Here is a 23,099-nt window from a genome sequence, read left to right on the forward strand (position 1 = left end):
GCGGCCCCTAGGCGGCGCCGCCCTTCTGGTCCTTCTCGTCGTCCACGATCTCCGCGTCCACCACGCCGTCGTCGTCCTGCGGTGAGGCCTCTTCGGTGCCCGTGCCGGCGGAGCTCTCACTCGGCGCCTGCTGGGACTGGGCGTACATCGCCTGGCCCATCTGCTGGCTGACCGAGGCGAGTTTCTCGATGCCGGTGCGCAGAGCGTTCGTCTCGGCGTTCTGCTCCAGCTGCTGCTTCAGGTCGGTGATCGCCGACTCGACCTCGGCCTTGGTGTCCGCCGGGACCTTGTCCTCGTTGTCGCGGATGAACTTCTCGGTCTGGTAGACGAGTTGTTCGGCCTGGTTGCGGGTCTCGGCGTCGTCGCGGCGCTTGCGGTCCTCCTCGGCGTACTGCTCGGCCTCCCGCATCATGCGGTCGATGTCGTCCTTCGGGAGGGCCGAGCCGCCCGTCACCGTCATCTTCTGCTCACGGCCGGTCGCCAGGTCCTTCGCGGAGACATGCATGATCCCGTTGGCGTCGATGTCGAAGGCGACCTCGATCTGCGGGACGCCGCGCGGGGCCGGCGGCAGGCCGGTGAGGTCGAAGACGCCGAGCTTCTTGTTGTACGCCGCGATCTCGCGTTCGCCCTGGTAGACCTGGATGCCGACCGAGGGCTGGTTGTCGGTGGCCGTGGTGAAGATCTCCGAACGCCGGGTGGGGATGGTCGTGTTGCGTTCGATGAGCTTCGTCATGATGCCGCCCTTGGTCTCGATGCCGAGGGACAGCGGGGTGACGTCGAGCAGCAGGACGTCCTTGACGTCGCCGCGGATGACACCCGCCTGGAGGGCCGCGCCGACGGCGACGACCTCGTCGGGGTTGACGCCCTTGTGCGGGTCCTTGCCGGTGAGTTCCTTCACGAGCTCGGTCACGGCGGGCATCCGCGTGGAGCCGCCGACGAGGATGACGTGGTCGACCGCCGAGAGCTTGATGCCGGCGTCCTTGACCGCTTGGTGGAAGGGGGTCTTGCAGCGGTCGAGGAGATCCGCGGTGAGCTCCTGGAACTGGGCGCGGGTCAGCTTCTCGTCGAGGTGGAGGGGCCCTTCGGCGGAGGCCGTGATGTAGGGCAGGTTGATCGTCGTCTCGGTGGAGCTGGACAGCTCGATCTTGGCTTTCTCGGCGCCCTCGCGCAGCCGCTGCAACGCCATCTTGTCGTTGCCGAGGTCGATGCCGTACTGCCCCTTGAACTTCTTCACCAGGTACTCGACGACCCGCTGGTCCCAGTCGTCGCCGCCCAGGTGGGTGTCGCCGTTGGTGGCCTTGACCTCGATGACGCCGTCGCCGATCTCCAGCAGCGAGACGTCGAAGGTGCCGCCGCCGAGGTCGAAGACCAGCACGGTCTGCTCCTCGCCCCGGTCGAGTCCGTAGGCGAGGGCGGCGGCCGTGGGCTCGTTGATGATCCTGAGCACCTTCAGGCCGGCGATCTCCCCGGCCTCCTTCGTGGCCTGCCGCTGGGCGTCGTCGAAATACGCCGGGACGGTGATCACCGCGTCGGTGACGTCCTCGCCGAGATACGACTCGGCGTCCCGCTTCAGTTTCTGCAGCACCCGGGCCGACAGCTCCTGGGCCCGGTAGCGGGAGCCGTCGATGTCGCCCTGATCCGGGAAGCGCCAGTTCGCGTCGCCCATGTACCGCTTCATGGAGCGGGCGGTGCGCTCGACGTTCGTCACCGCCTGCCGTTTGGCCACCTCACCGACGAGTACCTCGCCGTTCTTGGCGAAGGCCACGACCGACGGTGTGGTCCTGGCCCCCTCCGCATTGGCGACGACCGTGGGTTCGCCGCCCTCCAGGACGGCGACCACCGAATTCGTGGTCCCGAGATCGATCCCGACCGCGCGTGCCATCGCTGTCCCCTTCCGCCAGGGCACCCCTTGAACTCCAGCACAAAACTTGAGCGGGTTCTTGTCAATGGGACGAGTGACCGAGCGGACGGCCACCAAACGGTAGCTGAGCGCTCGCTCAGGGGGCCGGGGGGCTGGCCCGAAGGGCCGCCCCCCGGGGGGTGCGGGGCTGTATCGATATGCGGCTCCGCCGCGTGGGCGCGACCAGCCACCGCGGCGCCGCAGCCGCCGGACGACCGAACCGTGGCACCCCCGTAGGCGACCCGCTACGCCAACTTCGCCGACAGCGTGATCGTCGTCCCCGTCAGCGCCTGACTGACCGGACAGTTCTTCTTCGCATCCTCCGCCGCCGCAGCGAAGCCCTCGTCATCGAGGCCGGGCACGGTGCCCTCCACGGTGAGGTGAATCCCGGTGATCCCCTCACCCGGCTGGAAGTTCACGTCCGCCGAGGTGACGAGCTTGGTGGGCGGGGTGCCGGCACCATCCAGGGCGTGGGACAGCGCCATGGAGAAGCAGCTGGAGTGCGCGGCGGCGATCAGCTCCTCGGGGCTGGTCTTGCCGTTCGCGTCCTGGGAGCGCGAGGCCCACGTGACCGGCTGCGCGGCGATGGCGCCGGAAGAGTCGAAGTTGACGACACCGTTGCCCTCGAGCAGGTTGCCTTCCCAGACGGTGTGTGCGGAGCGCGTGGTAGCCACGATTCTTCCTTTCGCGTGGGGGCCCGTTTCCTGGGTCCGTGCCCCCCATCCGATCACACTCCGGCTCACTGCACCCAGAAGACCGGCCCACGCGGGGTGAACGGCAGGCGACGGCCCTGCGGGAGCAGGTACGCGTGCTCGCGCCGCACCCGCAGCACGTCGCACCAGCCGTCCGTGATGACCAGGACGGGCGCGCCGGGCGGGAAGTCGTCCGCGCGCTGGAGGAGGTCGATCCCGGGCTGCAGGACCGTACCGCCACGGCCGTGCACCCGCACCCGCCCCGCGATCTCCGTCACCGGCACATAGCCGGCGTCGTACGGTCCCGCGTCGCAGAACACCACCCGCGCGGCCGGTACGTCCCGGGCGGCGGCGTACGAGGCGATGGCGCCCAGCGCCTTGCCGAGGAGCACGCTGCCCATCGAGCCGGACGTGTCCAGGACGACGCCGAAGGTGCAGCGGGCGATCTCCTCGGGCGGGAAGTAGCGCCCCGCGCGCGGGATGTCGGGCGTCGACGACTGGCGGCGCGAGGGACGGGCGTAGGTCCGCACGGGCTCCGGACGGGGCACGAACTCGTCGAACCAGCGGGCCAGCCGGGCGTCCCAGGGCAGCGGTGGATGGCTGAGCGCCCGGATTTCCTGGACCAGGCCGCCGGGCAGGAAGCCGCGTTCCTGCTGCTGGTGCAGGTCGAGGCCGTGGGAGAGGCCGCGGCGGTAGAACTCGTCGAGGTCGCAGTAGTCGCCGGGGGCGCCGAGCGGGGCGCCCAGCACATCGCCGACGCCCTTGCCGCGCAGGGTGGCCAGGCGGCGCATCCGGCGCAGGTCGCCGACGATGCGGTCGTACACCTCCTCGGCGGACAGGCCGCTGAACTGGGCGTCGTACAGCAGTCCTTGGGGCATCTCGCCGACCTGCATCTCGCGCAGCCAGCCGTTGATGACGTAGTCGCAGGCGACGTTGAACAGGTACGGGTCACGGGCGCCGCAGCGGTCGCCGTGGCGCAGGGCGGCGTGCAGCATCTCGTGGGCGAGGATGAACCGCCATTCCTCGTCCTCGAACGTCCGCAGCGGGTTGATGTAGATCTCGCCGGCCTCGGCGTTGACGGCGGCGATGGCGATGCCGTGCGCGCGGGCGAGTTCGGCGTCGGCGACCAGCTTGATGCCGGCCGCGAGGCCGCCGAGCAGCGGATAGGAGGTGATGGACCACTCCAGCGCCCACTGCCACGGCCGCTTCTTGACCGGCTCGCCGTCCATGGATTCGCGGCGGCCGCCCGCCAGGTCCATCGCGGTGGAGACGGTGCGGGTCAGCGCGGTCGCGAAGGCCAGCTGGTGGTCCGGGGGCGACCCGAACCAGCCCATCCACTCCACGAGCAGCTGGTCGGCCTCGGAGCCCGCCGTGCCGCAGCGCTCGTACGCGGCGGGAACGCCGTCGCGCCGCCAGCGCGCGGCGAGCTGTTCCTCGTCGCCGTCCGGGTAGCTCAGGGGCAGGTGGTCCGGGGCGGTGCCGATCGGGAAGCTGAGCAGGAAGCGGTTGACGACGACGCAGCGGGCGGCGAGGTCGGCGCGGTCGGGCTGCTCGGGTGTGCCCTTCTTGGAAGGGACGTGGCCGAAGCCGAGGTGCAGGACGGCGTGCGCGATCGCCCAGGCCCAGGTCGCGGGTTCGGCGATGCGATCGGGGTGAATGTGCAGGTCGCCCTGGGAGTCGACGCGGACGAGTCCGTCGTGGGGCGCCTGCTCGCACTTCTCCTGGCGGCAGACGGCGAACTCGACGGTGGCGAGCGCGGGATTGGCGCGCACCAGTCGCAGGCCCTCGGCGAACGCCTCCGCCGCGAGGTCCCGCTTCTTCTTTCCCTTCCCCTTGTCGGGGGTACGGCTCATCGGCGCGCCTCGACCAGCCGGGGCATGTCCCGCGCGGCCTCCACCAGGAACCAGGACGGCAGGACCGGGTTGCCGTCCGCGTCGGAGGCGATGACGCTCTGGGCGACCTCGACGGAGATCTCCGCGAGCTGCACCAGCAGCGACTTCGCGCGGTACGCGGTCTGGCGGCCGGTCGCGGACATGTGGTCCTTGCTGACCGGCAGCTCCTTGATGAGGCGCCCGCGGAAGGACTCGGCGAGGTAGTAGAGCAGGTCGCGGTCCTGCATGCGGTGCGGCCAGCGGGCGTCGCCCTTGATGATGGCGTCGATGCCGTACTGGCTGCGCACGATCTTGACGTAGCCGCAGAACGCGGTGGCGTGCACGGGCGTCAGCGTGCCGTGCGCGAGGACCTTCAGCGTCTCCTCGTCGAGGTCCCGGCCGAAGGAGTGCAGCGCGTCGGAGAGCATGTGCCAGGAGCGGGGTGTGGAGAACGGCTCCTCGGTCTTGGGCGGCTTGGACCACAGGTGGTCGGGGCGGTCGGTGAGGTGGTCCAGGACCCATGGGTGGATGCCGTTGTTCGCGGCCCAGACCAGCCAGTCCGTGGCGGACGCCGCCAGGTGGACGTGAGTGAGGCGGTTGACGAGCGCGGAGGCGATGGGGCGGGCGAGCGCGTTGTCGGTGGCCCGGTTTCCGGCGCCTATGACGATGGAGCCCTTGGGCAGCTCGTAGGTGCCGATACGGCGGTCCAGGATCAGCGAGTAGAACGCCTTCTGCACATCCGGGGTGGCCGCGTTCAGCTCGTCCAGGAACAGGCAGTACGGCTCGTCGCGGGCGATGGCCTCCGGCGGGCAGAACACCGACCGCCCGTCGCGGATCTGCGGCACGCCGATCAGGTCCTCCGGCGCCAGCTGGGTGCCGAGCAGGCTCACGCACTCAAGCCCCAGCGACTCGGCGAAGTTCCTGACGAGGGAGGACTTTCCGATGCCGGGGGCACCCCAGATGAAGACCGGCCGCACGGTGGCGAGGCCGAGAAGGAGGTCGGGGATTCGGGCGGGCGTGACGGTTACGGCTGCCTGCAAAGCAGGGTCTCCCTTGGGGGTGTTCGAGCAGTTTGCGACTCGAACAGTGTGTGCCCGTGAGGCTCTCGGACGCAGCCGAATTTCAGGCGGCCCGCTCCCGCGGCTCCGCGTCCAAGGGCACCTGAGGGCCGTCCGACTCCCGCAGCCAGCGGCGCAGCACACGGTGGACCTGCTCGGCGCCCACGAGGTCCTCCCCGTCGCCGACGGCCGCCGAGAAGGCGAGCGGTGACAGCAGGAACGGTTTGCCCTGCGCCCCGCCGAGTCCGCCGTGCGAACCGATCTGCTCCTCGAACGCGAGGACCTCGCCGTCGGCCTCGTCGTAGGCGGAGTTGACCATGATGTCGGCGGCGTTGGGAAAGAAGTGCGTACGGCGCACGGTGTCGGCGGCGCCCGGCCCGAACGCCTCCAACGGGCCCGGCTTGTCGTCGAGTTGGTCCAGCGGTATCTCGGCGCCGTACGCGCCGAGCACGACCCCGCCGTGTTTCTCGCTGCGGACGAGCAGGAAGCCGATGCCGGGGTGGTTGGCGAGGGTGGTGAGCAGCGCCGGGTGACGGGCGTCGATCTCCTCCTTGGTCATCCGGTGCGGCACGTCCGGGAAGGAGACCAGGCCCAGGTTGCCGGACGCCAGCACGATCGGCTCCGAACGGCGGGACGGGCGGTGCTGCTCGCCGCCGTCCTCGACGGGCCGGCGCAGCGCCGCGCGCACGGCCGCGCGGGCTTCGGCGCCGCTGTGGGTGCGCCGCGCCCGGCGCGGCACGGGCAGCCCGCAGCCGGCCCGCACCAGGTCGCCGAGGCCGAGGCCGTAGCGGGCACGGAAGGTCTCGCCGGGGCTCTGGCCGTGGTCGGACAGCACGACGATCCGGTACGGCCGCGGCGCGTGCTCGGCGACGTTCTCGATCAACGCCAGCGCCCGGTCGAGGCGTTCGAGGACCTTCTCGGTGTCACGGCCGCGCGGCCCGGAGTGGTGCGCCACCTCGTCGTACGCCACCAGGTCGGCGTAGACGGCGGTGCGGCCGGCGAGCATGTCGCCCATCACCGCGGCGACGACGACATCCCGTTCGACGACGGTCGCGAAGGCACGGATCAGGGGGTAGAGACCGCCACGGGAGACCCTTGGCCTGACCTTGCGGGCGCGGGCCCGGGTGGACTGGCCGATCTCGCGGCCGACCTCGGCGGTGAAGGACAGGGCGGTGCGCACGGCGTTGGCCGGGTCGGAGAAGTAGGCGAAGTAGCCCGAGCGGGAGCGGTTCTCGCGACTGCGGCGCTTGGTGGCGATGGACAGCACGAGGGCCTGTTCGTCGGCGCCGCCGCTGAACAGGTTGCCGCGGCTGGCGCCGTCGGCGGTGAGCAGGCCGCCGTCGCCGGTGCGGTCGATGGCGCGGCGCTGGAGCTCGGCGGCGTTGGCGGGGCGGTTGCAGACCATGACCTCGCGGGCGGCCTTCTCGTACCAGCGGAAGGCGGGGACGTCGTGGTTGCTGCCGTGCAGGATGCCGAGCTGACTGGCGCCGGTCTGGCTGGACCAGTCGGTGCGCCAGGGGGTGAGCCGGTGGGTGGCGCGGGGACCGTCCCCGCCACCGGTGCCGCCGCCGTTGGCGCCGTGGCCGAGCCAGCGGGCGACGGTGGGCATCAGGTCCTTGCCGACGGCGTCGAGGAGGACGTCGTGGCCGACGCCGTCGAGCTGGATGAAGACGGTGCCGGGACTGGACGGACCGGGCGGCAGGGCCCTGCGGCGGCGGTCGGCCAGGCGGTACAGGCGGCGCCGGTACGCGTCGTCGTCCCGGACGGCGAGGGCGGCGCCGGTGGCTGAGGCCACGGCCGACATCACGGCGGCGACGATGACGGCGGTCTCGGGGGCGGCCTCGCTGTCGCCGGAGGGCACGAGACGCAGGGCGACGATCAGCAGGGAGCCGTTCAGGAAGAACACCAGCAGGCCCAGCACCAGGGCGGGCACCAGCAGCAGGAGCCGTACGAGAAGGGGCCAGGCGAGCGCGGAGAGCAGACCGAAGGCACCGGCGCCGAGGGCGGCGGTCATCGCGATGTGGGTGGCGCTGTCACCGTCGGCCGACTGCAGCTGGAAATCCGGGAGGATCCCGGCGAGCACGAGCATGGTGACGGTGGAGACGGCCCACACGGCCACGCTCCGCCCGACCTGACTGGCAACCCGCCGCCAACGCCCACCACGCACGCCCAGCCCACCTCACGTCCCGGCCCAGCACCCGAAACGGGCCTTTCACGCCCCCAGCCTGGCACACCCCTGTGACACCCGGCCGGGCACGTCGTCCCGCCCGGCTGCTTCATCACGCGCCGCGTGCCGTGATCGTCAACGCCCGTCGTAGCCGGCCGTCGGCATCGACAGCCTCCGGTGCACCCGCGCCTTCATCTGCGCGTCGTACAACGGCTCCGCGCGCCCCACGATCTGCACGCGCACGCCCCGCCGGGTGCACTCCGCGGAGAAGTCGTCGACGGACGACAGCGCGCTCTCCAGCACTCTCCGGCTGGGCGCCACGAACAGGTCGAGGCCGGGGCGGACGCCCTCCCACAGCACGCTGTGGTCCGCCCGCAATCGGCGTACGAGAAGCTCGCGCGCGACGACGTACCCGTGCTCGGCGGCCCAGCGCGCGCACATCGCGTGCTGGCTGCGGGAGTCCACCAGGAAGGGGTCGGCGTCCAGCTCTTCGAGCGGCGTCAGACTGGCGATCGCCGTCACACGCACTACGGATGACCCCATGGCGTCCCCCTCACCTCCGGGTTTCGCCGCCGACCCTACTCCAGCCCGTACGCTTCGGGGAGTCGCGCGAAGGAGGCAAAGAGGTGCCGGTGGAGATCACCTGGTGGGGCCACGCCACCTGCACGGTCGAGGATTCGAACGTGCGCCTCCTCACCGACCCTCTGTTCGCACGCCGGCTCGCACACCTGCGCCGCCGCCGGGGCGCACCGCCCCCGCCCGGCGCCTGGCGCGCGGACGTCGCCCTGGTCTCCCACCTGCACGCCGACCACCTGCACATTCCGTCTCTCGCCAGGCTGCCGCAGGACACCCGTCTGCTCGTGCCCCGGGGCGCGCGCCGGTCGGTGCCGGGCCTGCGCCGGCTCACGCATCTGCGGGTGACGGAGGTGGCGCCGGGGGACGTGACGACGGTCGGCGATGTGGCCGTACGAGCCGTGCCCGCGCGGCACGACGGACGCCGGCTGCCCGTCGGCCCGCACCGCTCCCCCGCCCTGGGCTACGTCATCGAGGGCGAGGCACGCACCTACTTCGCCGGGGACACCGGGCTGTTCGACGCGATGGCGAAGGAGGTCGGGCCGGTCGACGTGGCGTTGCTGCCCGTCGGCGGCTGGGGACCGTACCTCGGGGAGGGGCATCTTGACGCGGGGCGGGCGGCCGAGGCGCTGACCCGGCTCGCACCGCGCAGCGCGGTGCCGGTGCACTACGGCACGTACTGGCCGATCGGCTTGGACGCCGTGCGCCCCCATGAATTCCATGCGCCCGGCGACGAGTTCGCACGGTTCGCGGCGGAGCGCGCGCCCGGCGTGGCGGTGCACCGCCTCGCGCACGGGGAGCGCGTGCGCCCGGAGGTGGCCCGGTGACCGTTCTGGCCACCGCCGTGACGACGGTGCCGTACGAGTCGACCCAGCAGGCGATCGGTTATCCGACGTTGTTCCTGCTGGTGCTGATCGGGGCGCTGGTGCCGGTGATCCCGACGGGGGCGCTGGTGAGTTCGGCGGCGGTGGTGGCGTTTCACCAGACGGCGCCCTTCTCGCTTGCGCTGGTGTTCGTGACGGCGTCGACGGCGGCGTTCCTGGGCGATGCGACGCTGTACTGGCTCGGGCGGCGCGGCATGCGCTCGAAGAACGGTTCGCGCTGGCTGGAGGCGATCCGCTCGCGCGCGCCGGAGGAGCGGCTCACTCAGGCGCAGGAGAAGCTCGCCGAGCACGGTGTGGCCGTACTGGTGCTGTCCCGGTTGGTTCCCGCGGGGCGGTTGCCGGTGATGCTCGCGTGTCTGCTGGCCGAGTGGCCGATGCGACGGTTCGCCCGCGGGAACCTTCCGGCGTGTCTGGCATGGGCCGTGACGTATCAGTTGATCGGGATTCTGGGTGGGTCGCTGTTCGACGAGCCGTGGGAGGGCGTCGTCGCTGCCGTGGCGCTGACGCTGGTCATCAGCGGGGTGCCGAGTCTGTGGAGGCGGATCCGGTCCGCGCGGTGACGTCTCGGCCCCCTGGCCGTCGGCTGGGGCCTGTTGCGAACGTGGCCCTAGTTCAGTACCCGCGATCCCCCCACCGGCAGATCCCACAGGTTCTCGCGGTCCAGCCCCGCCTTCTCCCACGCCGCCCGCACCCGCGTGAGCGGCTCCAGGACCGGCTCCGCCGACAGCACGAACGTCGCCCAGTGCATCGGCGCCATCCTGCGGGCCCCCAGATCCTGGGCCGCCCGCACCGCCTCCTCCGGGTCGCAGTGGACGTCGCTGAGCCACCAGCGGGGGTCGTAGGCGCCGATGGGGAGGAGGGCGAGGTCGATGCCGGGGTAGCGCTCGCCGATGCGGGCGAACCAGTGGCCGTAGCCCGTGTCGCCCGCGAAGTACACGCGCTGTCCGTCGGGCGCGGTGAGCACCCAGCCGCCCCACAGGCTGTGGCAGGTGTCGGCGAGGGTGCGCTTGGACCAGTGGTGGGCCGGCACGAAGTCGAAGCGGACACCGGACAGTTCGGCCGCCTCCCACCAGTCCAGCTCGGTGACCTGCGTGAACTTGCGGCGACGGAACCAGGCGGCGAGGCCGGCCGGCACGAACACGGGGGTGTCGCGCGGGAGTCGGCGCAGGGTGGGGGCGTCCAGATGGTCGTAGTGGTTGTGGCTGATGACGACCGCGTCGACGCGCGGCAGGGCGCTCCAGGCGACGCCGACGGGCGTGATGCGGGCCGGGGTGCCGAGGATGCGGCGCGACCAGACGGGGTCGGTGAGGACCGTCAGTCCGCCGATCCGGACCACCCAACTGGCGTGTCCCGCCCAGGAGACGGCGACCGTGCGCGCGTCCACGCGGGGCACCGGGCCCGGCTCGAAGGGCAGCTTCGGGATGTCGGCGAGTCCCTCCCGGCCAGGGCGTACGGCGCCCTCGCGGGCGAAGCGGGCGAGGGTCTTGAAGCCGGGCAGCGGGGCGGTGAGCCGGTCGTGGAAGGTCCGCGGCCACACCCGGCGTTCGCCCAGCGGGCGGGGTGCGGCGAGCGGCGGGGACGGGGGCGCGAAGGGGGACGGGTCCGCCGGGGCACCGGCTTTCCGGGTGGTCGTACGCCGTGTTGTCGACATGGATGACTCGGACTGCTGCGTCATCGAGGAGGCTCCCATCGCTGAGCTTCGTCACGAAGATCGTCGAAGACCGACTTCAAGTGGATCAACGCACGTTGCACGTGTGGCAGTTCCAACGGCGAGGGTGACGTGATGCATTCCGCGCGTTCCTCGTCGGTACCGGCCAGCAGGGGCCCGGTGGACAGCCGTACGCGCAGCGCGCCGAGGTCGTCGCCGAAGCGGTGCCCGCCGGGTGCGGGCATGCCGAGCCGCTCTGCGAGGAAGTCCTCCAGGTCCTGCGCGTCCCCCACGCCGTGCGCGGACAGCGCCGCGCGCAGCGGGCCGAGATCGACGTAGACGTGCCGCCCGGCCTGCGGGGGCCGCGCCAATGCGCCCGCTCCTACGGCGGCGGCGTGCACGGCGGCTGCCACGCCTGCGTGCAGGCGTACGGTCGCGGCGACCCGCTCGGTGACCGGTTCGGGCTCCTCCAGCGCGTACGCGGCAGCGAGAGCGACGGGGCCGGCGATCCGGGCGCCGAGCGCGGTCAGCACGTCGAGCACGCGCGCGTGGAGGCCGTCACCGGCGGTGTCGGCGGGGAAGCGGGCGACCGCGGCCGGCCAGCCCGGCGGGAGGTGGGCGCCGGACAGGTCGGTGACGACGGTGACCTGTTCGGGCAGCATCTCGGCGGGGCTGAGCAGCACGGTGTCGTGGCGGGCGTGCACGGTGTCGCGCCAGGTCTCGTCACTGACGAGGTGCAGCCCCTCTCCGGTGGCCGCCTCCAGGGTCTCGTGCAGCACCTCGGGCGGGGCCACGGTGGCCGTGGGGTCGTCGGCGACGGACAGCACGAGCAGCCGCGGGTCACCGCCCTCGGCCCGGACCCGGCGTACGGTCTCCAGCAGGGCGTACGGATCCGGCACACCGCCGCACTCGGCCGGTGTCGCCACGTGGAAGACGGGTCTGCCCAACAGGCGTGCGTACGGCGCCCACCAGGCGGCGCAGGGCCGCGGTACCAGGACGTCGCCGCCGATCGCGGCGGTCAGGGCGAGCAGCAGGGCGGGCGCCCCGGGAGCGGCCACCGCGTGCTCGGGCTCGGTCGGCAGCCCGCGCCGGCGCCAGTATCCGCACGCGGCCGCCAGGAGGCCGTCGCCGCCGCCGATCAGCTCGCTCTCGGCCCGGCCGGCGGCAGCCGCGAGGACGACGGCCAGTTCGGGCAGCACGGGCAGTCCGTCGCCCGGGAGCGGGGGCCCGTAACGGACGGGGCCGTGGCCTTCGGGGTCCGTCGGGCGCATCCTTGCCTCCGCGCTGTGCCAGGTGCCTCAGTGGTGCTCTGAGTACCCATCGTGACGCCACACCATGGGCGCCCGCCGGGAGTCAGTCCTGCGCGGTGGGCGTCTTGCGACGCAGCCGGTACACCGCACCGCCCGCCGCGCCCGCGATCAGCACGCCACCGGCGACGAGGGCGGGGACGGAGTCGGTGAAGGTGCCGCCGTCACCGGCCTGCACGCCGTGGTCGACGGCCGCACCGTCGCAGTCCGCGTGTGACCCGCTGTGCTCGCCCTTGCCGGAGGGTGCACCTTCTGCCCACCCGGTTCCGGTCTTGTCGGGTTCGGTGTTGCCCAAGTGGGGCTCGGTGCAGGGATCGCCGCCCCCGTCGGCGCCGCTCCAGCCGCCCTCGGTGCCGCCCTTGCCGCCCTCACCACCGCTCTGCGTGCCGCCCGTGGCGCCCTCGCCGCCGGTCTCTGTTCCGCCGCCCGCGCTGCCGCCCTCCGTGCTGCCCTTGCCGCCGCCCTTGCCACCTTCCTCGCCGCCGCCGTTGTCGAGGGCAACGGTGAGTGTCGCGCTCCACTCCTTGCCCTCCCCGCCGGGCGCCGCCGGGCAGGTGCCGTCCACCGTCCACGCGGAGTCCGGTCCGGCCGCGTCCGGATCGCCCTCGAAGTTCTCGGCAGGGGGGATGCGAGCGGTGCCGCTGTAGGCGGGCCCGGCGGCCTTCTCGTCGTTGCCGGAGACCCGCTTCAGCTGGACCGTGCCCTCTTCGAAGGCCTGCGAGGTGGCGTCGATGGTGGCCGGAGCGGTTGTGCCGAGGGCGTCGCAGGACACCGACACCGTGACGCTGCCACCCGGGGAGACGGAACCGGGGCTGACCTCCGCGGTCGGCTCCGCGAAGGCGGCCGAGGCGACGAAGCCCAGGACGACACCGGCCAGAGCGGCGACGGACAGGGCGCGGGCGGTGCGGCGCATGGGGTGAGCTCCTTCGGCCGACGGCTGCGGGGGTACGGCGGTCGTGCCCCCGCAGCCATGACAGCCCGCCCGGCGTCCGGGCGCGCGCGGCCGGACACCATTCGCGCGACGGGCACGGCCGAGTGGGTGACGCCGTACGGGTCGGCCGCAGCCTCAGTTCAGCAGCGCGGCCAAGTCCCGCTCCAGCCCGCGCCCCCGCCTGCCGACCACCCCGGCGGCGACGTCCGACAGCTTGCGGTTGGTGCCCTGGGAGATGCGGCGCAGTACGCCGAAGGCGGTGTCGGCGTCGCATCCGAGGACGTGCATGACGATGCCGCACGCCTGGTCGACGACGGGTCGGGAGCGCAGGGCGGTGCCGAGGTGGTCCAGCTCGCTGAGCGCGGCGCGGTAGGAGCGGTCGCGGACCAGGCAGCTGGCGGCGAGTTCGCCGAGGGCGTGCACGGGCCCGTGCACGACGTCCTCCAAGGCGCCGGGCCGGAAGCTGTAGAGACTGAGCGTCACCGTGAGCCCGGAACGGCGGAACGGGAGCGTGACGCTGGAGCGCACCCCCGAGTCGAGCGCCATGGCGCGGTACTCCGGCCAACGCTCGTCGCGCAGCAGGTCGGCCGAGTCGACGGGCTCGCCGCGTTCCAGGGCCGCCGGGATGGGCCCGTCCCCGGAGCGGAGCTGTACGGCGACGAGTCCGGCGAGGTCGGGGTGGGTGACGGCGGCGGGCCGCTCGGGACCTGCCTCGGCCACCATGCTGCTCGCGCCGCAGCAGTCGGCGGTGCAGCGCACGGCCTGTTCGACCAGTTCGGACAGCCTGCGCCCCGGAAGGGCGGCTTCGGCGGACTGGTCTCCCCAGCGACCGACACGATCGTGAGCGGGCATCCTCAACTCCTCCTCATTTTGGGCGCTTTCCCGGTACTGCGCGGGGAAAACAGTGGGAGAACAGGGGGGACCGGTTGGAGCCCCGCCGCCCCGGACCACATCGCCGCGAGCTAGGTTCGTCCCCATGGAGAGGACCGACGAATTCGGTGAAGAACTTGCGGATTTCGTGCGCCGCGTCGCGGAGCTCAAGGCGGCACGGTCCGTCTCGGGAGGGGATCTGCCGACCGTCCTGGACGCGGCGATCTTCGAACTGGACCATGTGGCCGGCCAGTTGTGGCCGTCGTACGAGCGGCTGACCTCGGGCGGGCTGCCCCGTACGGCGTCGGCCGACCGTCAGGAACAGCATCTGCTGCGGGCGGTGTTCCAGCGGTTTCCGTTGCCGGTCGCGCTGGTGGACCGGGAAGCGGTGGTGCGCCGGCTGAACGTCGCGGCGACGTCCTTCACCGGCGTCCGGGCGGGGTATGCGACGGGCCGGCCGCTGACCGGGTTCCTCGCCCACGCCGACCGGGCGGCGTTCCGTTCGCAGGCGGCTGCGGTGGCGCGCGGCGAGGGCGACCGCAGCTTGACCGTGCACCTCCAGCAGCGCCCGTCCGTCGCGGTCCACGCGACCCTGACGGCCGTACGCCCCAGCGGGGAGCCCCACACCACCGTGCTGGTGGTACTGCAGCCCGGCGACCTGCGCGCGACCGGGGCCCCGGCTCCGGGCAACAGCCCGACGACCCAGGTCCCCGACCTCACGGAGACCACCCGGCACGCGGCCCTGACGGACGTCCTGGACGAGATGACCACGGCCTTGCTGACGGCGCCGCGCGGCGACCGTGAGGCGGCGGTCCGGCGGGCGGCCCAGGTCCTGCACGGCCGCTTCGCCGACTGGGTCGTCGCCGACACGGGCACGCCCGCCGCGACGGGACTGTCCCGTACGACCGTGCTGGCCCCCTCGGCGCCGGAGGCGAAGACGCTGGCGGCCCAGTCGCCGGCCAAGTGCCCCCTCGTCGTGGAGACGGCACGCACCGCCTCCCCGGCCCTTCAGGTCCGCCCGCCGGACCCGGACGCCTTCGGCCATGATGCCGAAGGCGCCCCGGTCCTCGTGCAGGCGAACGTCACCTCACTGCTGTGTGTGCCCCTCGCCGCCGAGGGCGCCGTGGCAGGCGTCCTGACGCTGTTCAGATGCGGCGCCCGCCTGGCGTTCTCGATGGCGGAGGCGCGGGCGATGGACACCATGTCCCGCCACATCGCACTGGCGGCGACAGGAACGCCCTGAGCGGCGCGTGGCCGTGTCAGCCCACGTCGTCGAGCACTTGCTCCCGCACCCGGCTGCAGCACCGGCTGATCAGCCGGGACACGTGCATCTGCGAGATACCGAGCTGTTCGGCGATCCGGCTCTGCGTCATGTCCCCGAAGAAGCGCATGTACAAAATGGCGCGCTCACGCTCGGGCAGGGCCGCCAGCCGCGGCGCCACGGACTCGCGGTCCACGACCGTGTCCAGCGCGGGATCGGCGGCGCCCAGCGCGTCGCTGAGGGAGTAGCCGTCCTCACTGCCGGGCAGCTCCGCGTCCAGCGACAGGGCGGTGAAGCTCTCCAGCGCCTCCAGACCGGCCTTGACGTCGGCCTCGCTCATGTCGGCGTGCGCGGCGATCTCGGCAATGGTCGGCCTGCGGCCCGAGACGGTCTGCAGGTCCTGGACGGCGAACCGGACGCGGTTGCGCAGGTCCTGGACCCGGCGCGGTACGTGCAGCGTCCACATGTGGTCGCGGAAGTGGCGCTTGATCTCGCCGGTGATGGTGGGCACGGCGTAGCTCTCGAAGGCGTTGCCGCGCTCGGGGTCGTAGCGGTCGACGGCCTTGACCAGCCCGAGGGCGGCCACCTGGCGCAGATCGTCGAAGCTCTCGCCGCGGCTGCGGAAACGTCCCGCGAGCCGGTCGGCCATGGGCAGCCACGCCTCGACGATCCGCTCGCGGACAGTGTCGCGCTGCTGCCCCTCGGGCAGGGTGGCGAGCTTGCGGAAGTCTTCCGCGGTGTCGGGGGCGTCGTCGTGCGGGTGGTGCTTCGCGCTCACTGAAGTGGGCATCGGGCGTCGCAACTCCCTTGGTTGTGCTTTGGCTTGGACGGTCACCGAGGGAGTGCGGGCGCGCGCCGGGGACCGGACACACCCGTGGCGGGAATTGCCGCTCCCACGGACGTGCCTCCTGTCCGAAGCACTGATTGTTCGCCTGCCCTCACCCTCGGTCCGCAAACCCCCACGCAGGTTTCCGTTTTCCGCCCGCGCGCGGGGTCACTCGGACCGTGCCGCGCAGTCCCACGGAGCCCAGGAGGTCCCGCATGAGCACCAAGGTCGCCGATCACGTCCTGCAGCGCCTGCGCGAGTGGGGTGTGGAGCACGTCTTCGGCTATCCCGGCGACGGCATCAACGGCCTGCTCGCCGCGTGGGGACGCGCCGACAACCAGCCCCTGTTCATCCAGTCCCGGCACGAGGAGATGTCCGCGTTCCAGGCGGTCGGCTACGCCAAGTTCAGCGGGCGTCTCGGAGTGTGTGCGGCGACCTCCGGACCCGGCGCGATCCACCTGCTCAACGGCCTGTACGACGCCAAGCTCGACCACGTCCCCGTTCTGGCGATCGTCGGCCAGACGCACCGCACCGCGATGGGCGGCTCGTACCAGCAGGAGGTGGACCTGCACACGCTCTACAAGGACGTCGCCTCGGACTTCGTGGAGACGGTCACGGTCCCCGAGCAGCTGCCGAACGTCCTGGACCGGGCGATCCGCACCGCGTACGCGCGCCGTGCCCCCACGGCGGTCATCATCCCCGGCGACGTCCAGGAACTCGAATACTCCGCCCCCACGCACGAGTTCAAGATGGTGCCCTCCAGCCTGGACAGCAGCAGCTGGACGGCGACCCCCGCGGACGACTCGGTGCGCCGGGCGGCCGAGATCCTCAACTCCGGGGACAAGGTGGCCATCCTGGTCGGGCAGGGCGCGTCCGGTGCACGGGCCGAGGTGGAGCAGATCGCCGAGCTGCTCGGCGCCGGCGTGGCCAAGGCGCTGCTCGGCAAGGACGCCCTGAGCGACGAACTGCCGTACGTCACCGGCGCGATCGGGCTGCTGGGCACCCGCCCGTCGTACGAGCTCATGCGGGACTGCGACACCCTGCTGACGATCGGGTCCTCCTTCCCGTACACGCAGTTCCTGCCGGACTTCGGCAAGGCGCGCGGGGTGCAGATCGACATCGATCCGCACATGGTCGGGATGCGCTATCCGTACGAGGTGAATCTCGTCGGCGACGCGAAGGCGACGCTGGAGCGGCTGATCCCGCTGATCCGCTCCGAGGAGCGCGGCCGTGAGTGGTACGACACGGTGTGCGACAACGTGGCGCGCTGGCACGAGGTCATGGACCGGCGGGCGAATCTGTCGGCCGACCCCATCAACCCGGAGTACGTCACCCGCGCCCTGGACCCGCTGCTCCCCGACAACGCGATCGTCTCCTCCGACTCGGGTTCGGCGGCGAACTGGTACGCCCGCCACCTGACGATGCGCCCCGGCATGCGCGGGTCGCTGTCCGGGACGCTCGCGACGATGGGCTGCGGGGTGCCGTACGCGATCGGCGCCAAGTTCGCCCATCCGGACCGTCCGGCGATCGCGCTGGTCGGGGACGGGGCGATGCAGATGAACGGCCTGGCGGAGCTGATCACCGCGGCGAAGTACAAGGACCTGTGGGAGGACCCGCGCCTGGTCGTGGGCATCTTCAACAACCACGACCTCAACCAGGTCACCTGGGAGATGCGTGCCATGGAGGGCGCCCCGTCCTTCCTGCCGTCCCAGGAGCTCCCCGACGTCCAGTACGCCGCCTTCGCCCGCTCCCTCGGCCTGACCGGCATCCGCGTGGAGAAGCCGGAGGACGTGGCGGCCGCCTGGCACGCCGGGCTGGAGGCGGACGGGCCCGCGGTGATCGAGTTCCTCACCGACCCGGCCGTACCACCGATCCCGCCGCACGCCACCTGGGACCAGATGGAGGCGACGGCCGCGTCGATCCTGAAGGGGGACGCGGATCGCGGGTCGATGATCCGGCAGGGGTTCAAGGCGAAGATGCAGGACTTCCTGCAAGGGCGGGAGGGGCGGGACAAGAAGAGCGGTTGAACGGCGCTGAAGAGTTCAGTTGCGCACGAGAGGGTTCAGTGGTCAGTTCAGTAGCGCGGTGAACTGTTCAGCGCCACTGCCGAGGCTCGGCCAACATGTGCACACGGTGGGCAAGGGCCGAGGCCAAGATGTTGGAGGCCTTGCGGGGGGCATCGTGACCCGCAAGGCCATCCACAGGTTACGAAGAGAACGCCTTCGCTGCTGCGACTCGGGCTGCTCCGGCCTCCGACAGCTCTTCTGATTGCTGTCTGCGCAGGTCAGCGCCTTCCAGCCCTGATGACAATGGATGCCAGTGCCGTGACGCGACTGCCAAGCCCATCGGGCTAGGTGAGGTTGCGGGAGATCCAGACGTTGGGCTCCACGTAGATGGCGTGCCCGGCCGGCACAGAACAGTGCACGGGGGCGAGTGCTCCTTCGACGATGACCTCTCCCTCCTTGTCGAAGGGCAGCCCCGTCCAACGGCGCCACTGCTCCAGCGAGCCCGGAATGACCATGGAAGTGGGGGCTGTGCCGACGATCTCCCCTCCCATCCGCACATGCGTCCGCAGCCAGGGATCACGCGGAAGGCCGTCAGAGCCGACGTCCCTCACGTACTCGTCCATCGGCAAGTGAGGATGTCGGTGCTTGGCCGTGGGACGTACGGGGACCACCATGCGGCGGTAGCCGCCGGCCCGGGCGTTGTCCGCCAGGGCACGGAGCATCAGAGCGGAGAGTCCCCGACCGCGATGGTCGGGGTCGATGACGACCTCCACTGCGCCGACGGCGTTCGTCCTACGCTTTCGGCGGTGGTCGTCGAAGGCCCAGAGAGACTCTGTCGCGGATGACCGTCGCTTACGTTCAACTCGCCATCGAGCGCGAGCATTTCGTACTTGGTGAGGTTGGTCGGCGCGAGACTGCCGGCGCCGCTCAAGTCGATTCCTTTCGTCGGGAGGCTCCCTGTTTTGGGCAGGACCGGTGAGAGCGCGGGATGATTCCTCACGCTCGATTCATTACTGAGCCGGCTTCACCGCGCCGCGCTGGGCACCTGACGGGTGAGGGGGACAAAGGAGTTGTCCCGCGGGGAGTAGATTTCGGTGGCCCCCGTCTCGGAGGCATGGAACAGCGCCCGAAGGCGGAGGTCCCCGCCGCGCCGGCCGGACTCCAGACCGGGGTAGCCGGCCAGGTTGGCCAGCTGCGTCAGAAGGTGGGCACGGGCGGCGCGGTCACAGGCCTCGGCGTCGAGGTCCGCGCCCGCCCGCGCGCCGACGGCTTCTCGGCTGGCCGCTCGGGAGTTCCCCACGAAGAGCCACCTCCGCATGGAGGACGAGACACTTTTCTGGGAGAGGAGTGCGGCGACCACAGCGCAGTCGGAATGCCCTGAGATGACGACGTCTTTGAGGTCAGGGAGGGTGAGCGCGTATTCGATCGTTGCTACGTCTCCTGAGACGATACGTGGGTTGTACGGGAGGACTATGTTTCCGATGTTCCGCACTTCATAGATCTGCTCCGGATCGGGGACGAACCTCTGCGGTGCCAGGCGGGATTCTGTACAGGAGATGAACAGGACTTTGGGCAGTTCCTTGCTCATCTGGTCGCGAGCTCGCGAGCGCTGGCGTGGCAGAGCCGACCGGGATGAACGTGGGGTGCGCATGATGTTGTCCCTCTGTCGCGGTGGTTTACGAACAGAACGCGTCTGAACGTGACCGCTTCAGAGCAACCACATCTGGAGCTTCGACCTGATGGTTCCGTCATGCAGAACAATCGATTGACGTGCCGCGAGAGGCTTCCAGGGTGGCCCACGTGGCGCCTTGTCCCTCAATGGGATGAGCGACACCAAGGGCGGTGGCCCAGCGGCACATTGGTGTGACATCCGCTGTGTCTGGAGGGTCGCTTCACCCTCAATTTCGCAGACCGTGGTGGGAGCCGAGGGGCGGTCGTCATGCCTCTCCGTGCCCTCGTTGCTCTGGGCCGGCGCTCCGGCCGAAGACGGTGGTTGCATCTCCGGCAGTGGCGCGGCGTGGCCGAGCAGGGCGTGCCCGCACATGAGCAGCGGCAGCAGCCACCTGACCAGAGCTTTCAATAAACCGGCGTGCGCCATCTACAGCCTTCCCCCGTTGGCTTCACGTAGTTGAATCGCTAATCAGTCACTTGGGTGCTCGCGCGCCTCCCATGCTGGAGCGGCTGTCCACGCTAACCGATACCGCTCGGTTCTGGTCATCGTTGTCCGCGGAGGGAAACCTTCCGCCCAACGAGAGTTTGCACAGCGGGAGCGCACTGGCAGTGGTAACCAGGCCGACCAGCACCAATAGGGAGAACGCCTTCTGGCTGATGACCCCTTGTGCAAATCCCACGTTGATGAAAACAAGAATCATGAGCCCGCGGGCGTTCATCAGGGACCCCATGGCGGATCCTTCACGCCAGCTGAACCCGCGCGCCTTCATCACCGCGATGCAGCCCGCGTACTTGCCGACGAAAGCGGCCAGTATCAGGGCGACGAGCGGGAGGAGCGTGGCGGGATCGGTGAACCCGTCGATCTGGGTGTTGAGGCCGGAGAACGCGAAGAAGATGGGCACGAGCAGGATCTGTACGGTGTCCAGGAGGCGTTCTCTCAGGGCACGTCGGATCACTGCGCCGCGGGGCATGGCCAGGCCGACCAGGAACCCGCCGAACACGGCGTGGACGCCGATCTTCTCGGTGGTCAGGCCCGCGCCGAGCACCGCCACCAGCAGGACGCAGAACTGACCGCTGGTCAGCATGCCGCTGCGCTCGACCTGCTCGCCCAGCCTGCCCAGCAGGCGCCGGCCCACGGTCAGGACAAAGACCGCGAAGGCCGCGGTGAGCAGCACGGTGCGCATGCTCCGGTCGAGAGCTCCCCCGTTGTGGAAGGCGAGGAGGAAGGCCAGCAGACACCAGGCGACCGCGTCATCGACCGCGGCGGCCAGAAGCGCCAGAACGCCGAGGGACGTCCGCTCCAGACCGTTGTCGAACAGCATGCGGGCGAGCATGGGGAAGGCCGTCACCGAGAGCGCCCCGCCGACGAACAGCGCGAACATCGTCGGGCTGACCCCTTCGAGCGACAGGTTGTCGTAGAAGACCAGGCCAACCCCGAAGCCGGCGGCGATCGCGGGCAGGATGCTCGACACGGCCAGATACACGGCCGTGCCCTGATAGCCCTTGGGGGCCTTGTGATGATCCAGGCCGACGCCCACGAGGAACATGAACAGGGTCAGCCCGATCGTGCTGAGCACGTAGAGGACCGGCTTCACGTCCGCACTGAACAGCGACTCCTTGACGTCTGGTGCCACGCGCCCCAGCAAGGTGGGGCCAAGCAGGATGCCGGCGATCATCTCGCCGAGAACCCGGGGCTGGCCCATGATGACGAAGAGCTTTCCGACCAGGGCGGAGAGCACCAGGATGACCAGGACCGCAGGCAGCACATCGAGGACCAGCTGCGCATGGGCGTCCGCGGTGGCCAGCTGTACGTTCTGCATGTCAGCCCCTAAGCCCGGGTGAGTACGAGAGCGGCGTTCTGTCCGCCGAATCCGAACGAGTTACTCAGGGCCGCCTCCACCGTCTGCTCGCGTGCGGTGCCCTGGACGACGTCGAGATCGACAGCCGGGTCCATCTCTCGAAGACCGGCCGTGGGGGGCACGACCTGATGCTTGAGGGTGAGGGCGGTGAGCGCGGCCTCCACGGCGCCGGCCGCGCCGAGGGAGTGACCGGTGACACCCTTCGCCGCGGTGACCAGGGGGTGTCCGCCGATGACGCGCCGCACCATCCGCCCCTCGGCGAGGTCGTTGAGCGGCGTCGACGTGCCGTGCGCGTTGACGTGGTCGATCTCGATCGGGAACAACTCCGCGTCCCGCAGGGCGGCTTCCACCGCCCGCTGGGCACCCGCCCCCTCCGGGTCCGGCCGTGTCTCGTGTCCGGCGTCGGCCGAGGCACCGTACCCGCTGACGTACGCATGGACCTGGGCACCCCGGGCCCGCGCGTGGTCGGGGCGTTCGAGCACCAGGATGGCGGCGGCCTCGGCGATGACGAATCCGTCCCGGTCCACGTCGAAGGGCCGGGATGCCCTGCCGGGGTCCTCGGTGTTGCGGGACAGCGCTCCCGCGCGGGCGAAGGCGGCGACGACGGAGTGCACGAGACTGGACTCGGCGCCCCCGGTGATGACGATGTCGCAGCTGTCGTGGCGCAGGAGATCGCGGGCGACCCCGAGGGCCGTGGTCCCGGAGGCGCAGGCAGTGCTGGTGACCAGGCTCGGTCCGCAGGCCTGGAGGTCGGTGGCCAGCTGGCCGGCGATCAGGTTGGGCAGCGACATGGGGATCGTCAGCGGCGAGATCCGCTCGGGACCCAGTTCGCGCAGCCGGTCGTACTCTCGCTGCCAGGTGCCGATGCCGCCCAGCGCGGAGCCAAGCACGGTACCGACGCGGGCACCGTCCCACCGCGCCGGGTCGAGACCGGCGTCAGCGACCGCCTCGCGGCCCGCGACCAGCGCCATCTGGGTGCAGCGGTCCAGCCGCCAGGCGGCACGCCGGCCGAGGACCGCGTCCCCGTCGAACGCCGATGCCTGGCAGGCCAGTTGGACCGGCATCCCGGCCAGTTCCGGTATCACCGCAGTCGTGGGACGACCACGGACGACGGCCTCCCAGGTCCGGGCCGTGTCCGGGCCCGCCGCGGTGATCATGCCGATACCGGTGATGGCGGCGTGGAAGGGCTCCGTTCGGCGCCGCCCGCCCGGGCCGCTACGTGACGGCCCGGCAGTCACAGCTGTCCCCTCGACAGCTCGGGTGTGCGGCCCGTCACTCATACCTGGCCCTGCGCGCCGGCGTGTTCGACGAGCTTGTCCTGGAGCAGGGTGACGACCTCGGCGATCTTCTGCTCGCCGTTGAAGTCGTCGTCGGCGATGGGGATCTCCAGCACGCTCTGGAGCACGTCGGAGAGTTCCACCAGCGCCAGGGAGTCGAGTCCGAGCTCTCCAAAGGTCATCTCCGGAGTGACTTCGGCGTCCTCGACACCGAATCGCGTGACGAGCTCGGAGCGCAGCTGGTCCTGGAGCTGCTCGGCGGAGGGGTGCACGGAGGCAGTCACGGTGTTCCCTTCGG

Annotated in this window: 20 protein-coding genes; 4 read left to right on the top strand and 16 right to left on the bottom strand. The window is 71.2% G+C overall.

Annotated elements, in window-relative coordinates:
- Positions 1-7: 7 nt before the first annotated feature.
- From dnaK to OHT51_RS07690, 6 genes are all read right to left on the bottom strand, one after another.
- Complete coding sequence (gene dnaK, locus OHT51_RS07665) at positions 8-1,882, bottom strand: molecular chaperone DnaK (RefSeq protein ID WP_328878141.1); 1,875 nt, start codon at positions 1,880-1,882, stop codon at positions 8-10.
- A gap of 263 nt (positions 1,883-2,145) precedes the next feature.
- Entirely contained in the window at positions 2,146-2,574 is a 429-nt protein-coding gene (locus OHT51_RS07670; RefSeq protein ID WP_328878142.1) for an OsmC family protein, read from the bottom strand.
- A 65-nt stretch (positions 2,575-2,639) separates the two neighbouring features.
- Positions 2,640-4,445: a vWA domain-containing protein gene (locus OHT51_RS07675; protein WP_328878143.1), complete on the bottom strand. Its 1,806-nt coding sequence runs from the start codon at positions 4,443-4,445 to the stop codon at positions 2,640-2,642.
- Complete coding sequence (locus OHT51_RS07680) at positions 4,442-5,503, bottom strand: ATP-binding protein (RefSeq protein WP_328878144.1); 1,062 nt, start codon at positions 5,501-5,503, stop codon at positions 4,442-4,444. The genes OHT51_RS07675 and OHT51_RS07680 overlap by 4 nt, the downstream gene beginning before the upstream one ends.
- A gap of 82 nt (positions 5,504-5,585) precedes the next feature.
- A complete protein-coding gene (locus tag OHT51_RS07685; protein ID WP_328884266.1) occupies positions 5,586-7,634 on the bottom strand; it encodes a phage holin family protein in 2,049 nt (682 codons plus the stop codon).
- 189 nt (positions 7,635-7,823) lie between these two features.
- A complete protein-coding gene (locus tag OHT51_RS07690) occupies positions 7,824-8,231 on the bottom strand; it encodes a hypothetical protein (protein WP_328878145.1) in 408 nt (135 codons plus the stop codon).
- Between the two features lie 83 nt (positions 8,232-8,314).
- Between OHT51_RS07690 and OHT51_RS07695 the strand changes: the two genes are divergently transcribed.
- Together OHT51_RS07695 and OHT51_RS07700 are read left to right on the top strand one after the other, a co-directional pair.
- Positions 8,315-9,088, top strand: a complete 774-nt coding sequence (locus tag OHT51_RS07695; protein WP_328878146.1) for an MBL fold metallo-hydrolase — start codon at positions 8,315-8,317, stop codon at positions 9,086-9,088.
- A complete protein-coding gene (locus OHT51_RS07700) occupies positions 9,085-9,705 on the top strand; it encodes a DedA family protein (RefSeq protein WP_328878147.1) in 621 nt (206 codons plus the stop codon). Before OHT51_RS07695 ends, OHT51_RS07700 begins: the two co-directional genes overlap by 4 nt.
- 47 nt (positions 9,706-9,752) lie before the next feature.
- Here OHT51_RS07700 and OHT51_RS07705 read toward each other — a convergent pair whose 3' ends face one another.
- The 4 genes from OHT51_RS07705 to OHT51_RS07720 form a co-directional block, all read right to left on the bottom strand.
- Positions 9,753-10,820, bottom strand: a complete 1,068-nt coding sequence (locus OHT51_RS07705) for an MBL fold metallo-hydrolase (RefSeq protein ID WP_328878148.1) — start codon at positions 10,818-10,820, stop codon at positions 9,753-9,755.
- On the bottom strand, positions 10,817-12,064 hold the full coding sequence (locus tag OHT51_RS07710) for an aminotransferase class I/II-fold pyridoxal phosphate-dependent enzyme (protein WP_328878149.1): 1,248 nt from the start codon (positions 12,062-12,064) through the stop codon (positions 10,817-10,819). Before OHT51_RS07710 ends, OHT51_RS07705 begins: the two co-directional genes overlap by 4 nt.
- Positions 12,065-12,146: 82 nt before the next feature.
- On the bottom strand, positions 12,147-13,013 hold the full coding sequence (locus tag OHT51_RS07715) for a hypothetical protein (RefSeq protein WP_328878150.1): 867 nt from the start codon (positions 13,011-13,013) through the stop codon (positions 12,147-12,149).
- A gap of 153 nt (positions 13,014-13,166) precedes the next feature.
- A complete protein-coding gene (locus OHT51_RS07720) occupies positions 13,167-13,883 on the bottom strand; it encodes an ANTAR domain-containing response regulator (protein ID WP_328878151.1) in 717 nt (238 codons plus the stop codon).
- Positions 13,884-14,007: 124 nt separating this feature from the next.
- On the opposite strand from OHT51_RS07720, the gene OHT51_RS07725 reads away from it, so the two are divergent.
- The gene (locus tag OHT51_RS07725) at positions 14,008-15,144 is read left to right on the top strand and encodes a PAS domain-containing protein (RefSeq protein WP_328878152.1); all 1,137 of its coding nucleotides are present in this window, start codon (positions 14,008-14,010) and stop codon (positions 15,142-15,144) included.
- Between the two features lie 16 nt (positions 15,145-15,160).
- Here the strand turns inward: OHT51_RS07725 and OHT51_RS07730 are convergent, their stop codons facing one another.
- Positions 15,161-15,952 (bottom strand): RNA polymerase sigma factor SigF, encoded by a 792-nt coding sequence (locus OHT51_RS07730; protein ID WP_328878153.1) that lies wholly within the window; start codon positions 15,950-15,952, stop codon positions 15,161-15,163.
- A 251-nt stretch (positions 15,953-16,203) separates the two neighbouring features.
- Here OHT51_RS07730 and OHT51_RS07735 point away from each other — a divergent pair, with 251 nt between their 5' ends.
- Positions 16,204-18,015, top strand: coding sequence for a thiamine pyrophosphate-requiring protein (locus OHT51_RS07735; RefSeq protein ID WP_328878154.1), 1,812 nt, complete (start codon positions 16,204-16,206; stop codon positions 18,013-18,015).
- 323 nt (positions 18,016-18,338) lie between these two features.
- Here the strand turns inward: OHT51_RS07735 and OHT51_RS07740 are convergent, their stop codons facing one another.
- The 5 genes from OHT51_RS07740 to OHT51_RS07760 all read right to left on the bottom strand — a co-directional run bounded on the left by OHT51_RS07740 (position 18,339) and on the right by OHT51_RS07760 (position 23,085).
- Entirely contained in the window at positions 18,339-18,767 is a 429-nt protein-coding gene (locus OHT51_RS07740; RefSeq protein ID WP_328878155.1) for a GNAT family N-acetyltransferase, read from the bottom strand.
- Positions 18,768-19,018: 251 nt separating this feature from the next.
- Positions 19,019-19,582, bottom strand: a complete 564-nt coding sequence (locus OHT51_RS07745; RefSeq protein WP_328878156.1) for a carbonic anhydrase — start codon at positions 19,580-19,582, stop codon at positions 19,019-19,021.
- Positions 19,583-20,138: 556 nt separating this feature from the next.
- A complete protein-coding gene (locus OHT51_RS07750) occupies positions 20,139-21,431 on the bottom strand; it encodes a cation:proton antiporter domain-containing protein (protein ID WP_328878157.1) in 1,293 nt (430 codons plus the stop codon).
- Positions 21,432-21,493: 62 nt separating this feature from the next.
- Entirely contained in the window at positions 21,494-22,762 is a 1,269-nt protein-coding gene (locus OHT51_RS07755; protein WP_443052426.1) for a beta-ketoacyl-[acyl-carrier-protein] synthase family protein, read from the bottom strand.
- 38 nt (positions 22,763-22,800) lie between these two features.
- On the bottom strand, positions 22,801-23,085 hold the full coding sequence (locus tag OHT51_RS07760; protein ID WP_328878158.1) for an acyl carrier protein: 285 nt from the start codon (positions 23,083-23,085) through the stop codon (positions 22,801-22,803).
- Positions 23,086-23,099: the final 14 nt, after the last annotated feature.

Source organism: Streptomyces sp. NBC_00299 (genome assembly GCF_036173045.1).
In the GTDB taxonomy this organism is placed as follows: Bacteria; Actinomycetota; Actinomycetes; order Streptomycetales; family Streptomycetaceae; genus Streptomyces; species Streptomyces machairae.